The organism is Steroidobacter agaridevorans (assembly GCF_009932555.1).
GTDB lineage: Bacteria > Pseudomonadota > Gammaproteobacteria > Steroidobacterales > Steroidobacteraceae > Steroidobacter > Steroidobacter agaridevorans.
Genome location: NZ_BLJO01000008.1, coordinates 397270 through 411547 on the forward strand (window position 1 = coordinate 397270; position 14278 = coordinate 411547).

Here is a 14278-nt window from a genome sequence, read left to right on the forward strand (position 1 = left end):
TTCTGCAAATCCCTGTGGCGGCGTGACGGAATGGGGGGCACCGTCACACCGCCACCTTTCGATCATAACGTGCGCACGGTCATGCCGATGAACATGGTGCGGCCGTTGTAGTCGTAGGTCGCAGGCCACGTGTTGGCGCGGATCTGCGCGCTGCCGACCACCGGCGGATCGTCGTCGGCGAGATTGTTCACGCCGCCGAAGAATTCCACCTGCTGGCCCCACTCGTAAGAGAACGAGAAGTCCAGATAGTTCTGCGAGTCCAGGCGCGGATTCACCAGGTCGGCGTAGGCCGGCGCAGTCGTTCCCGCACGGGTCGGGAGCAGATAGCGATCGACCGTCACATCGTCGATGAATCGATGCCGCAGGCTCAGGCTCAGCGGCCCGGTCGTCCAGGTGAAGCGAGTCACGCCCTTGTATTCGGGAATGGGCTCGCCGCAAGTGGTGCCATAGGAGCCGACGCAGCGGTTCTTCACGTTCGGGAACGCCTGCACCGGCGTCGAAGTGAACTCATTGGTCTTGGTCCACGCGGTGCTGATGTTCAACGTGCTGCCGTTGCCGAACAAGCCGAAGCCGAAGTCGAAGCCGTAGCGAGCCGACAGATCGTAACCGGAGGTTTCGAGGCCGCCGGTGTTCGCCTGCCGGATCTCGGCGTAGTACGGCACGCTGATCTCGCCCGTCACGGGATTGCGGTTGATGGCCTGGCAGAACTCGCTGTCGATGTCCTGAATGACGTTGAAGCACAGGTTCAACGTGTTGTTCAGGCCGCCGCCGAGCTGCGCGATCGCGCCATCCAGCGTGATGTCGAAGTAGTCCAGCGTCACTGCCAGCTTCGGCAGTATCTGCGGCGTGACGACGATGCCGAAAGTGCGAGTGTCGGACTCTTCTTCGCCCACTTCCGGATTGCCGCCGAACAATGCCGGGATGATGGTGTTCGGCTGCACGCCGGCCGTGAACACCGACGCCGCCGGAACGCCGCTCGCGACACACAGCGCACGCACGTCATCCGTTCGACCGGAAGCGGGTTGCTTGTCGGAGCAAGGATCGGTTGCCGGCTCGACGCTCTGACGCAGACCGCCGTACAGATCGTTGACGTTCGGTGCGCGAATGGCGCGCTGGAATTGACCGCGGAACGCGACGTCTTCGTTCAAGCGCCAGTCGAGACCGTAGAGATACGTCCAGACCTTGCCGACACCCTCCAGATCGTAATCGGACATACGGAACGCGCCGTTCGCCGTGAGGTCGTCGATGAACGGCAAGCCGCCGAGCAGCGGGATGCGCAACTCGCCGAAGATTTCCTTCGCCGTCACATCGCCCTCGGTGGGCAGGCCAGGATTGAAGCCGACGACATCGCCCGAGCGCAGGAACTCGTCCGGCACGAACTGCGACGATGCATACCGCCACTCTGCGCCGAGCGAGAAGGCCAGCGGACCGGCGGGCAGATCGATGATCTGGCCGGACAGCGTTGCGGCTGCGACCTGCAGTTCCGCTTCGGTCGAGTTGGTCGCGCCGATCGCGATGGCGTCGACGCCGGCTTCCGAAATGTTCTGGCCGAAGATGTTGAGCAGCGGGTCCGCGCTACCGTTCATCAGCAGTGCACTCGCGAACCGGCTGCGAGAAACGTTGCCGGACTGACGGCTCGTCTCTTCGGTGCGCGCGAAGGTGTAGTAGACATCGTAGGCGAGGTTGCTGAGGAAATTCTCCGAGACATCGCCAATGTCGCCGCGCACGCCCAATGCCATGCGCCACACGTTGCGGTCGGAAACGTTCTCACGCAGACCGACTTCAACCAGGCGACGACCGACGTTGATTACCGCGAAGCCGTCATTCGGATTGTTGACGCGCGAGCTCGAGCCGGTCGTCACCGTGGTCGACCGGGGCTCCGCCAGGTCCAGCTGTCGCAGGACCTCATTCATACCGGGAATATCCGCGAGGTACGGATTATTGATGTTGAACAGGAACGGCCCGCTGATGTTGGTCGGCGCGAGCTGCTGATCGACGCGGTTGTTACTGAAGTGGAACTCCAGATAGCCGGTCGCTTTGTCGGTGAAGTCGTAATGACTGAACGCGTTCACCATCCAGCGTTCCTGCGGCACTTGCAGATAGTTGTCCGGGCCGAGGTTGAAATCATCCTGCGGTGTGAGGGCAGGGCGCACGGTGGTGCCGTCGTCGCTGAATGTGAAGCCACGCGAGCCCATGCCGGTCAGGCCCGCGGCCGCCAGCGCGTCGTTCAAACCAGGAGTCGACGTGCCCGAATTGAAGGTGGGCACGCCGGTGAAACGGCCGTTGGGAATATCGCCGCTGCCGCCCGCGATGAGGCCCGGCACGCCGCCCGCGGCACGACACGTCGAGCCCGAGGGCACGGCGACCGGAACGCCTGCATGATTGCGGCTCGCTGAGGCGGGAGTCACGCAACCATCGGACAGAGAGTCGTACGCCCATTCGCCGCGCTCGCCGCGAGTGATGGCGCCGCGATTGAGATAGTTCACAGACACCACCGCATTACCGCGACCCTCGGCGAAGTTGCCGCCGACCGTGAGGTCGATGTTGTAAGTCGGCGTGGTGGTCGGACTGTCGTAACTCGTTTGCGCCGTTGCTTCGACACCTTCGAAGTCGTCACGCATGATGAAGTTGACGACGCCGGTGATGGCGTCGGAGCCGTACACGGCCGAGGAGCCGCCGGTGACGACTTCGGTGCGTGCGATCAGCGCCGTCGGAATGGTGTTGAGGTCGGTGACCTGTTCCGGTCCGTAGATGGCGAAGCGTCGGCCGTTGACCAGCACCAGGTTGCGGGATGCGCCGAAGCCGCGAAGATTTACATCGGCGGTGCCGCCCGGCACCGTGTTTGCCGAGGCGCCGCCGTTGGTGGAGGCGACGAACTGAGGCGCATCGCTCAGGATCTTTTCGACGTTCGGTGCGCCCGAGAGTTTTATTTCTTCCACACCGATGACGCTGACCGGCGTCGAGGTGTCGATGCCCTCGCGCGCGATTCTCGAGCCCGTCACCAGCACCTCTTCCACTTCCGCGCGCTGCGTGTCTTGTGCCAGTGCCGCTGCGCCTAAAGTGGAACCCGCGAATACCACGCCGAAGCCGAGCGCAGCCGCTCGCCGGCGATGTTTACATCTCCCGATCATTTTCATAGCCCCCTATGAAGAAATTTGTTGGCCACCCGCGCCGACGGCGTGAGCGGTTTTGAATCGTTTTGATGATTACCGGCTCATGCCGGCGACCCCGGTTCGTTCCCCCTGCGAGTTACCGCTATCATTTCTTGCCGCCATGACCGGCAATGAGCGAGAATTATCATAGTTGATTGAAGTTGGCTAGAGGCCGGTCATGTCGCTCGCGACTTTGGCCATGCCTGCGACAATCAACCGAGGCGCGCGCATTAAGCAGACAAATCTTTCTGCGATGGTGCTCGCCGTGGTTCCGGCGCGGCGCGCGTGGACCGCGACAAAATACTTATTTTCCAGGGGTTTCATGCATGAATGACCAAGATCCTGTCGGCCTCGATCGACGCACCGTGCTGAAGTCGGCCGGTGCTGTCGCGCTCGGTATGGCGAGCACGGCCTATGCGGCCGCGCCTAGAAAGCGCTTCGCCGTGGTCGGAGTGGGCTCGCGCTCACGCATGTATACGCACGCGATCACCGGTAAATTTCGCGACTCCAACGAAGTGGTAGGAGTGAGCGATAACAATGCGGGTCGTGCAGCCCTCGCGGTGAAGACCATTGCCGCGACCGGCGCGAGCAAACCCAAGGCCTACAGCGCGGCCGATTTCGATCGGATGATTCGCGAAACCAAGCCGCAGACGGTGATCGTCACCACGCCGGACGCCACTCACAACGATTACATCGTGCGTGCGTTGGATGCCGGGTGCGATGTGATCACCGAGAAGCCGATGACCACGACGCCCGAGAAGGCCCAGACCATTCTCGATGCCTGCAAGCGCAACGGCCGGCACGTGCGGGTGACCTTCAATTACCGATATTCCCCGCCGCGCACGCAGATCAAGGACCTGCTGATGAGCGGCGAGATCGGCGAGGTGCTCTCGGTGGACTTCCACTGGTTGTTGAACACGGTGCATGGCGCCGACTATTTCCGCCGCTGGCACAGCAATAAAGCGATTTCCGGCGGCCTGATGATTCACAAGGCCACGCATCATTTCGATCTGGTGAACTGGTGGCTGGGGGCGCAGCCGCAGTCGGTCGTCGCGGTCGGCAAGCGCGAGTTCTATACGCCCGAGATGGCGAAGCGCATGGGGCTGAAGGGGCCGCATGAGCGCTGCCGGACCTGTCCCGAGAAGAGCGCCTGTACTTTCTATTTCGATCTCGCGGCCGACGCGGGATTGAAGGCGCTGTATCTGGACAACGAGCAGCACGATGGCTACTTCCGCGATCAGTGCGTGTGGCGGCCGGAAATCGACATCGAAGACACCATGAACGTCGTGGTTCGCTACGACACGGGCACGACGCTCAGCTATTCGCTCAATGCGTTCAACTCGTGGGAGGGCTATCACATCGCGTTCAACGGCACCAAGGGCCGCATCGAGCATTCGATCGTCGAGCAGGCGGGTGTCGCGGGCGCCGACGAGACGCAGGGAAAGATCAAGGATGATGGCGTGACGACGCGGATCATTCCATTGCGAGGCGCGCCGCGTGACATCGAGCCTTGGACCGGAACGGGCGGTCATGGCGGCGGCGATGACGTGATGCTGACCGAGATATTCGGCGATGCGCCGGCGGATAAATACAAGCGTGCATCGGACGAGCGCGGCGGTGCCTATTCGATGCTCGTGGGCGCCGCGGCCAATCAGTGCTTCAAGACGGGTCAGTCGGTGCGCATCGATCAGTTGGTGACCGGGCTGACGGCGCCAGAGCGCGCGCCGATGCCGAGTCGCACGACATCGTTGCCGATGCCGATGAAAGTGAAAATGCCGTAACGGAAAAAGGCAGGGGGCGTTCTCGCTCAGGCGCGATCGCTCTCTGCCGACGCGCTATCATGCGCGTGCATGACCGAATCGATTGAACGAAGAACGCCGGGGCCGCTGCTGACATCGAAGGTTCACGACCAGCTGCAGAAGGCACGGCGCGCCGGTGTCGCTGAGCTCACATGCTCGCTGGACCTGGATCGAACGACCTCCACAGTGACGCTCGATGAATCCGGGTGGAGCTGGCAGGGCCAGCGCTATCCGTACCTGGAGAAGTGCAAGGAGCGCACGGTCTATTACTGGAGAGACGGCGAGTTCGCGCCGGTGTCTCGCTACAGCTCCTCGCTCATCAAACTGGTGCCGACCGAATGGGGCACGCCGACGTTCGAGATCGACGGCATCAAGATGTTGGTGAGTGAGAAGCTGTCGCCTTATCAGGATGCACAGGCGAAAGTGGCGTTGATCGAGCCGCGGGGCAAGGTGGTGCTGGATACCTGCGGTGGGCTGGGCTATTTCGCGGCCTGGTGTTTGGAGGGTGGCGCGGCGCGGATTGTGTCGTTCGAAAAGAATCCGGACGTCATCTGGCTGCGCGGCTTGAATCCCTGGTCGCCGCAAGCGGGCGGCGCGCTCTCGCTGACTCAAGGCGATGTATCGGAAAAGATCGCCGAGCTGCCGGATGCTTCGTTCGATGCCATCCTGCATGACCCGCCGCGCTTCGGCATCGCCGGCGAGCTGTACTCGCAAGCGTTCTACGATCAACTCGCGCGAGTGTTGAAACGCGGCGGGCGAATGTTTCATTACACCGGCGCGCCGAACAAACTCACGACCGGGCGCGACGTTCCCACCGAAGTGGCGGCACGCCTGAAGCGCAGCGGCCTGAAAACCAGACTCCACGGCGATGGCGTGCTGGCGAGCAAAGGCGGCCGCTGATCCCTGGGTCGAGAAGCACGGCGGCTGTCCGGCCCACGTGAAAAGCACCGGCAGTCAGCAGAATCCCGGCAGGTTGCGTACGGTCCGGGATCGGCTCGACAGCTGAGGGGCGAATGGCCCGGTATCGATAGAAACCGCGCTCATTCGCACGATCCAGCCAGACCGCCCGGTCGAATGACGCGGCTGCGGTGGTCGATTCTGCACAACGGTGTCACACTCGCCGAAGGCTGGTGGGGGGTGATCATATGAGTGCAGATCGGGCGCTCCGCGATCCGCTGGATGACCTGTCACGCGAGCAGGTCGAAGCCGCACTGGCGGCGTGCCAAGGCCGGCCCGGGCCGCTGTTGCAGGTGTTGCACGAGGTTCAGAATCGCCTCGGGTACGTACCACCCGCAGCTATTCCTCTCATCGCGGAAGTATTGAATCTGTCTCGCGCCGACGTGCACGGCGTCGTTACTTTCTATCATCACTTCCGGCAGGCGCCGATCGGCCGGCACGTCATTCAGCTGTGTCAGGCGGAGGCGTGCCGCTCCATGCATTGCGAGAAGCTGACCGAACATGCGCAGCGCAAGCTGGGCGTCGAGCTGCATGGCACGACGCCGGACGGCCGCTACACGCTCGAGCCCGTGTATTGCCTGGGGAACTGTGCCTGCAGTCCGGCCGTGATGATCGACGGCGAGCTGCACGGCCGTGTCACACCGGATTCATTCGACGCGCTGATCGCACCGCTGTCATGAATATCAAAGTCTATGTTCCCCGAGATGCAACCGCGTTGTCGCTGGGTGCGGAGCGTGTGGCCACGGCCATCGATCGCGAAGCTCGCCGGCGCGGCCTTCGAGTCCAGCTGGTTCGCAACGGCTCGCGTGGGTTGTTCTGGCTCGAGCCATTGATCGAAGTCGCGACCGCCGAAGGGCGTCATGCGTACGGTCCGGTGACGGTGCAGGACATCCCGAGCCTGTTCGATGCCGGCTTTCTGGATGGTAAGCCACATCCGCTGCACCTCGGGCTCACCGAAGAGATCAAGGAGCTGAAGAGCCAGCAGCGGCTGACATTCGCACGGGTCGGCATCATCGATCCGGTTTCCGTCGACGACTACGTTGCTCACGGTGGTTATGCAGGATTGAAACGTGCGCTCGCGATGTCGCCCGCAGAAATCGTCGATGCTGTGACTCAATCCGGCCTGCGTGGCCGCGGTGGCGCCGCCTTTCCGACCGGCATCAAATGGAAGACGGTGCTCGACCAGCCGCCTCAGCAAAAGTATGTGACTTGTAACGCCGATGAAGGCGACTCGGGCACCTTCGCCGATCGCATGCTGATGGAAGGCGATCCGCTCATGCTCATCGAGGGCATGACCATCGCGGGTATCGCGGTCGGCGCCATGCAGGGCTATATATATTTACGTGCCGAGTACCCGCATGCGCATCGCGCGTTGAACGAAGCGATCGCCTCGGCTCGCGCCGCCGGATATCTCGGCAGCAACATTCTCGGCAGCGGCAAACAGTTCGAGTTGGAAGTCCGGCTGGGCGCCGGCGCCTACATTTGCGGCGAAGAGACCTCGATGCTCGAAAGTCTCGAAGGCAAGCGCGGCGAGGTCCGTGTGCGGCCGCCGTTGCCGGCGATCAAGGGGCTGTTCGGCCGGCCGACCATCGTCAACAACGTGATCTCGCTGGCATCGGTGCCGGTGATCCTCGCGAAAGGCGCGGACTTCTACAAAGATTTCGGCACCGGCAAATCGCGCGGCACGATTCCATTACAGCTCGCGGGCAACATCAAACACGGTGGCCTGTTCGAGCGGGCGTTCGGTCTCACGTTGCGCGAGCTGATCTATGACTATGGCGTCGGCGCCGCCTCGGGGCGCGAGATTCGCGCCGTGCAAGTGGGCGGGCCGCTGGGCGCGTATATCCCCGCGTCACAATTCGATACGGCGATCGACTATGAAGCGCTGAGTGCCATTGGTGCGTTGCTCGGCCATGGCGGCGTCGTGGTGTTCGATGACACCGTCGACATGGCCGGCATGGCGCGTTATGCGATGGAGTTCTGCGCGAAGGAATCGTGCGGCAAATGCACGCCGTGCCGGATCGGCTCGACGCGAGGCGTGGAGCTGATGGATCGCGTGCTCGCCAACGTCGATCGCGAACGCAATTTGCAGTTGGTCGAAGAGCTGTGCGACACCCTGTTACATGGCTCGCTTTGCGGCCTGGGCGGGATGACGCCGTTCCCCGTGCAGAGCGCGCTCAAATATTTTCCCGAAGATTTTCGCAAGACTGTGCAGTAGCCGGAGTCCAAGCCATGCACGCACTCGATTACATAGACCCAGGCACACCGGCCGTGCCGCGCCCCGCCGACGGGGCGATCAAGCAGGTGACCGTCGAGATCGACGGCTTCACAGTGACCGTGCCCGATGGCACGTCCATCATGCGCGCTGCGTCGCTGCTCGGAAATCAAATTCCCAAACTGTGCGCGACGAGCTCACTGAAAGCATTCGGCTCGTGCCGCTTGTGCCTGGTCGAGATCGAAGGCCGCAAAGGCTATCCGGCATCGTGCACGACGACGGTCGCGGATGGCATGAAGATCCGCACGCAGAGCGAGAAGCTCGGCCAGCTGCGGAATAATGTGCTCGAGCTGTATCTGTCGGATCACCCGTCCGAGGCCGAATGCCGTGCCAGCAACAACCGCTGTGAGCTGCACGAAATGGCCGCGGCTGCGGGCGTGACCGAATCGCGCTATGCATTGCCTGCGGCCGATGGCGTGCCTGCCAGTTGCAATCATCAGCACTCGGTGAAGGACGCGAGCAATCCTTACTTCGTCTTCAATCAGGACGCCTGCATCGTCTGTTCTCGCTGCGTGCGCGCGTGCGATGAGGTTCAGGGGACGTTCGCGCTGACCATTGAAGGCCGCGGGTTCGGTTCCAAAGTGTCGGCGAGTCAGTCTGAGTCGTTTCTCGAGTCGGAGTGCGTGTCCTGCGGCGCGTGTGTCGAGGCGTGCCCGACGACGGCGCTCACTGAAAAGTCGGTCCTTGGGCTCGGCAAGGCGGAGAGTGCGGTTGCCACGACGTGCGCGTACTGCGGCGTCGGCTGCACTTTCAAGGCCGAAATGAAGGGTGAGCAGGTCATTCGCATGGTGCCGTATCGAGACGGTCATGCGAATCACGGCCATGCCTGCGTGAAGGGGCGGTTCGCCTACGGTTACGCCACGCATGCGGATCGCATCACCAAGCCGATGATCCGCAGCAAGATCACCGACCCGTGGCGCGAAGTGAGCTGGGACGAAGCCATCAACTACGCGGCTTCCGAGTTCAAGCGCATTCAGGCGCAGTACGGCGGCGACTCCGTGGGCGGCATCACATCCTCCCGCTGCACCAATGAGGAAACATTCCTCGTACAGAAACTGGTGCGCGCGGCGTTCGGCAACAACAACGTCGATACTTGCGCCCGCGTGTGCCATTCACCCACGGGCTACGGACTGAAGAATACGTTGGGCGAGTCGGCCGGTACGCAGGAGTTCGACTCCGTGATGTACTCCGATGTGATCATGCTGATCGGCGCCAATCCCACCGAAGGTCATCCGGTGTTTGCTTCGCAGATGAAGCGCCGGCTGCGGCAGGGGGCGAAGCTGATCATCATCGATCCGCGTCAGATCAAGCTCGTGCGCAGCCCACACATCGAGGCGGACTATCACCTGCAGCTGAAGCCGGGCACGAACGTCGCCCTCATGAATTCGATTGCGCACGTGATCGTGACCGAGGGACTGGCTCACGACGATTACATCATCGATCGCTGCGAAACCGAGTCCTGGGAGAAGTGGAAGGCGTTCGTCAGCGATCCGAAGAACTCGCCCGAGGCGATGGAAGCCGTTACCGGCGTGCCTGCGATGGCAGTGCGAGGCGCCGCCCGGTTGTATGGCTCTGCGCCGAATGGCGCGATCTATTACGGTCTCGGTGTCACCGAGCACAGTCAGGGAACGACGATGGTCATGGCTATCGCGAACCTGGCGATGGCGACGGGGAACCTCGGTCGCGTCGGCGTCGGTGTGAATCCGCTGCGCGGTCAGAACAATGTGCAGGGCTCGTGCGACATGGGCTCGTTCCCGCATGAGTTCAGCGGTTATCGTCATGTCTCCGATGATGCGGTCCGCGCGACGTTCGAAGCAGAGTGGGGCGTGCAGCTGCAGTCCGAGCCGGGTCTGCGCATTCCCAACATGTTCGAGGCGGCGCTCGATGGCAGCTTCCGCGCTGTTTACGTACAGGGCGAGGACATCGCGCAATCCGATCCGAACACGACGCATGTCACGTCGGCGCTGAGCGCGATGGAATGCGTCGTCGTGCAGGATCTGTTCTTGAACGAGACGGCGAAGTTCGCGCACGTGTTCTTCCCCGGCTCGTCGTTCCTGGAGAAGAATGGCACGTTCACCAACGCTGAGCGGCGCATCGGACGCGTGCGCAAGGTCATGCAGCCACTCGGCGGTTATGAGGATTGGGAAGTCACGGTGCTCCTCTCGAACGCGCTCGGCTATCCCATGAACTACACGCATCCCTCGCAGATCATGGATGAGATCGCCCTGCTCACGCCGACGTTCACGGGCGTGACCTATGAGAAGCTCGATAAGTTGGGCAGCATCCAATGGCCGTGCAACGAGGCAGCGCCCGCGGGCACCCCGACGATGCATATCGGTCAGTTCGTGCGTGGCAAGGGCAAGTTCTGGGTGACGGACTACGTGCCGACCCGCGAAAAGTCGACGAGTCGCTTCCCGTTGCTGCTAACGACCGGGCGCATTCTCACTCAATACAATGTGGGCGCGCAGACGCGTCGTACTCACAACGTGGTGTGGCACGACGAGGACCGGTTGGAGATTCATCCGCACGACGCCGATGTGCGCGGCATTCTCGACGGCGACTGGGTTGGCATCGCCAGCCGGGCCGGCGAGACGGTGCTGCGTGCGGAGGTGACGGATCGGGTGCAGCCGGGCGTCGTCTATACGACGTTCCATTTCCCGGAGTCCGGAGCGAACGTCGTGACCACCGACAACTCCGATTGGGCGACGAACTGTCCCGAGTACAAGGTGACGGCAGTGCAGGTGGTGAAGGTCAATCAGCCGTCGGAATGGCAGAAGCGCTATCGCGAGCTGACCGAGCGCAATACGCGCATTCGGCGGAGTGCCGGCGTGCATGCTTGACCGCAGTCCCACGCCGGCGACGAGCTGTGAAGTCACGGTGCATCGCTGGCGCGATGGCGATGTCGAGCGCGTCGCCGATCAGGTCGCCGAAGAATTGCCGGTCGCGCTGGTGTTCAACGGCGTCCCGCATGTGGTGATGCTGGCGACGCCGGCGAACCTGGAAGATCTCGCGGTTGGATTTACGCTGAGCGAGAGCATCGTCGATTCGCCCAAAGAGATCGTATCGGTCGAGGCGGCGACGCGAGACGACGGGACTTTGGAAGTTCGCATCGGCATCACCGCATCGAAGCTATCGGAGCTGCTGCGACGACAAAGAAATTTGACCGGCCGGACCGGCTGCGGCCTGTGTGGCGCGCAGACGGTCGAAGACGCGATTCGCCAGCCGACACCGGTGCAGGGCGGAGTGAACGTCGATGCGCGATCGCTGCACGACGCCTTGCGGGATCTGCGAGATCGTCAGGAGATCAACCTGCGCACCGGCAGCGTTCACGCCGCTGCCTGGGTGCTGCCGGAGTCGGGCATCAAGCTGGTGCGCGAAGATGTCGGGCGGCACAACGCGTTGGACAAAGTCATCGGGGCGGTGATCCGCGCGGGGGGCGACTTCAAGTATGGATACTTCGTGGTGACGAGCCGCGCAAGTTATGAAATGGTGCAGAAGGCCGTCACCGTCGGCGGCACCTTGCTCGCCGCTGTGTCGGCGCCCACGGCGTTTGCCATTCGCATGGCCGAGACTGCGGGCCTGACATTGATCGGTTTCGCGCGCGAGCATCAGCATGTGGTTTACGCTCATCCTTCGCGACTCATATGCACATCGACTATCTAGTCCGCATGGCCAATGACATCGGCGCCTTCTTCGCCAGCGAGCAGGATCAGGGCGTCGCGGCTGAAGCCATTCGCCAGCACATCCAGAAGTTCTGGGATCCGCGCATGCGCTCGCGGATTGTCGGCTACTACAACGACACGGGCGGGAAGGATCTCGAAGGGCCGGTCCGGACCGCCGTTCAGCGGCTCGCGGAGCAAACGGCGGCCAAGGCTTGAGCCGTTACTGAATCAAGCCGAACTCACGCATCGCCGGCACGAAGTTCTCGTTGCTGTGGCCGGGGCGGGTCAGTTTGAAAATCGCGAAGCGCTGTAACGGACTGAGCTTGGCCCATTGCGCCGGCGTTGGCGGAGCCACGTCGCGCTCGATCGAATAATCCACGACGCGCTGAGGCACGCTGCTCGTGCCATTCCATTCCGCGCCATTGTCCCTTTCGAGCAGCTGCGCCGGCTCGGCTGTTCTCTGCTCGATCACGTTCATGACATAGCGGCCGTAGTCATCGATCTCGCCCGCCGTCTCGCAATTCTGCGCAACCATCTGCTCACGCTCCTCGAGCGCGAAACGATTCCATTGCTTCAACGATACCTTGACGCCGCACAGATCGAGCTTGCGCCGCACGGCCATCGGAATGCAGTACAAGGCGCCAGCAAAGTCCTTTTCGAACTGGAAGATTTCGGAGGAGGTGCTCATGGGGGTGCATTCTACACCCGCGGGCGCCGGTGACGATTGCGCCGAGCGCTAGAAAACCAGGCCCGGCGGTTGTCCGCCGGGCGAGGGTGCCTCCATGGCTCACATTGCGCTGCGCAGTCCTGCTCCGCGCCGAGCCCGTGTCGCGCATCAGGTCGCGGGGACCTGGATGCGCACCATGTCCTTCAACACGCCGTCGAGGCCACCGAAGACGGTGAGCTTGTCGACCTTTTCGGTGACCTTCTCCAGCGTCTCCAGCTCCTTCAGGCGCAGCAGCGTCGGGTTCTCTTCCATGAGTCGCGCGGTGTTGAGCAGCGAACGCGTTGCCGCGGTCTCTTCTCGACGCTTGATCAGATTGGCCTGTGCAACCTTCTCGGCTTCCACCACTCGGTTGAGAATTTCCTTCATCTCACCCGGCAGGATCACGTCCTTGATGCCGACGCTCGCCAGCCGAATGCCGTGCTGCTCGATCTTGATGCGCGCCGAGCCCTGGATCTCGCGATCCAGTTCGCCCTTCGCGCCGAGCAACTCATCGAGCGTCCGGCTGCCGATCGCCTCACGCAGCGCGAACTGCAGTTCCTTGTAAACGAACTCCACGAAGTTCTGCAGCGCCGAGCGCGCCAGCACCACGTCTTCCACCTGCCACAAAGCAGTGAGGTTGACGCGCAGGCTGACCTTGTCGCGGGTCAGGATGTCCTGGCCCGAGACTTCCATGGTCTGCACACGCCGATCGACCAGCTCGACCTTCACGGTGCGCTGGAACTTCCAGAACGCGTGCAGGCCCGGCTCGAGCAGCCGGCTGAACTTGCCGTCCACGACCAGCAAAGCCACCGACGTATCCGGCACTTCGATCGAGCTGATCGCCTCGTTGGCCCGAGTGAGCAGCGGCTGACTGGCGCGAGCCAGCAGCTTGGCGACGCGCGCCGGCACGTCGACATCCTGCGAAATGTCGATCTTTTCGATCTTCACTTCGATCGGGCCCTTCCAATACAACTGCCGCTTGCCGGGCGCGAGCACGCCGGCGAGCTTGCCGTTCTTATAAACAAGACCCGCCTCGTTGTCGGTGAGCTCGACGATGTCGAAGTAACGTTCCATCAACGGCTGCGCCTCCTTCAGCATGAAGTCGACGCGCGGGTGATCGAACTCCGGCACCGTGAGGTCCTGGAGCTGGATCGCGACGTCGCTGAACGGCGCAATCAGCCAGTGCTTGCCCGGCTCCAGCACGCCGGCAAAGGTCTTGTTCTTCCATACCAATGCACGCTCGTGCTGGGCGATGATTACTCGCTTGATAGTCATGTTTTTATCTCCTTTGTTGTCGCCCAGAAAAAATGCGCCCACCCATGGGCGCAATCCAAAAAAAGTCCGAGGCCACCCCACGCCTGTCGCGCGGTCATCGCGTTCGATGCGGTCTTCGCCGGTGCGGTCATCGTCGTCATCGCTCTCGCCTCCCTACGCGAGCGCATATTCAACGATCACGCTGCACCGGGCCGGGCCGCATCGAGCATCGACGCTCAGGGCTCGATACGCGCTGCGGCTCATGGCCGCAGGGGCGCCTCGGTTGCGAAGCTTGCGCTTCGCGGTGGAGATGCAACTGGCATCGACAGGGGGAGTCGAACCCCAGCCTTGCGGCTTTCCCAACGACGTTTCAGGTCGTTTTGCGCAATAGAGGGATTTGAACCCTCGACCGAGCAGTTATGAGCTGCTTGCTCTACCACTGAGCTACATTGCATGGAGGTTCAGGCAATCGT

General features: G+C 62.5%; 10 protein-coding genes and 1 tRNA gene. 7 read left to right on the plus strand and 4 right to left on the minus strand.

Features of this window, described 5'->3' with window-relative positions:
- Window positions 1-62: 62 nt before the first annotated feature.
- The gene (locus GYH35_RS27525; RefSeq protein WP_161830076.1) at window positions 63-3131 is read right to left on the minus strand and encodes a TonB-dependent receptor domain-containing protein; all 3069 of its coding nucleotides are present in this window, start codon (window positions 3129-3131) and stop codon (window positions 63-65) included.
- Window positions 3132-3478: 347 nt separating this feature from the next.
- Between GYH35_RS27525 and GYH35_RS27530 the strand changes: the two genes are divergently transcribed.
- The 7 genes from GYH35_RS27530 to GYH35_RS27560 all read left to right on the plus strand — a co-directional run bounded on the left by GYH35_RS27530 (window position 3479) and on the right by GYH35_RS27560 (window position 12061).
- Window positions 3479-4933, plus strand: coding sequence for a Gfo/Idh/MocA family protein (locus tag GYH35_RS27530; RefSeq protein ID WP_161813426.1), 1455 nt, complete (start codon window positions 3479-3481; stop codon window positions 4931-4933).
- 69 nt (window positions 4934-5002) lie between these two features.
- Entirely contained in the window at window positions 5003-5851 is an 849-nt protein-coding gene (locus GYH35_RS27535) for a class I SAM-dependent methyltransferase (protein ID WP_161813427.1), read from the plus strand.
- A 245-nt stretch (window positions 5852-6096) separates the two neighbouring features.
- Window positions 6097-6588 carry a formate dehydrogenase subunit gamma gene (locus GYH35_RS27540; RefSeq protein WP_161813428.1) on the plus strand — a complete coding sequence of 164 codons (492 nt, stop codon included), beginning with the start codon at window positions 6097-6099 and terminating at the stop codon, window positions 6586-6588.
- Window positions 6585-8126: a formate dehydrogenase beta subunit gene (locus tag GYH35_RS27545; protein ID WP_161830077.1), complete on the plus strand. Its 1542-nt coding sequence runs from the start codon at window positions 6585-6587 to the stop codon at window positions 8124-8126. The genes GYH35_RS27540 and GYH35_RS27545 overlap by 4 nt, the downstream gene beginning before the upstream one ends.
- Window positions 8127-8140: 14 nt before the next feature.
- Window positions 8141-11023, plus strand: coding sequence for a formate dehydrogenase subunit alpha (gene fdhF / locus GYH35_RS27550; protein WP_161830078.1), 2883 nt, complete (start codon window positions 8141-8143; stop codon window positions 11021-11023).
- Window positions 11016-11846: a formate dehydrogenase accessory sulfurtransferase FdhD gene (gene fdhD / locus GYH35_RS27555; protein ID WP_161813431.1), complete on the plus strand. Its 831-nt coding sequence runs from the start codon at window positions 11016-11018 to the stop codon at window positions 11844-11846. The genes fdhF and fdhD overlap by 8 nt, the downstream gene beginning before the upstream one ends.
- A gap of 5 nt (window positions 11847-11851) precedes the next feature.
- Window positions 11852-12061 (plus strand): formate dehydrogenase subunit delta, encoded by a 210-nt coding sequence (locus GYH35_RS27560; RefSeq protein ID WP_202624767.1) that lies wholly within the window; start codon window positions 11852-11854, stop codon window positions 12059-12061.
- 4 nt (window positions 12062-12065) lie between these two features.
- Here GYH35_RS27560 and GYH35_RS27565 read toward each other — a convergent pair whose 3' ends face one another.
- The 3 genes from GYH35_RS27565 to GYH35_RS27575 form a co-directional block, all read right to left on the minus strand.
- Entirely contained in the window at window positions 12066-12533 is a 468-nt protein-coding gene (locus GYH35_RS27565; RefSeq protein WP_161830079.1) for a nitrate reductase associated protein, read from the minus strand.
- A 147-nt stretch (window positions 12534-12680) separates the two neighbouring features.
- The gene (locus GYH35_RS27570; protein ID WP_161830080.1) at window positions 12681-13826 is read right to left on the minus strand and encodes a slipin family protein; all 1146 of its coding nucleotides are present in this window, start codon (window positions 13824-13826) and stop codon (window positions 12681-12683) included.
- 361 nt (window positions 13827-14187) lie between these two features.
- Window positions 14188-14259: transfer RNA gene (locus tag GYH35_RS27575), tRNA-Ile, on the minus strand.
- Between the last annotated feature and the right edge of the window lie 19 nt (window positions 14260-14278).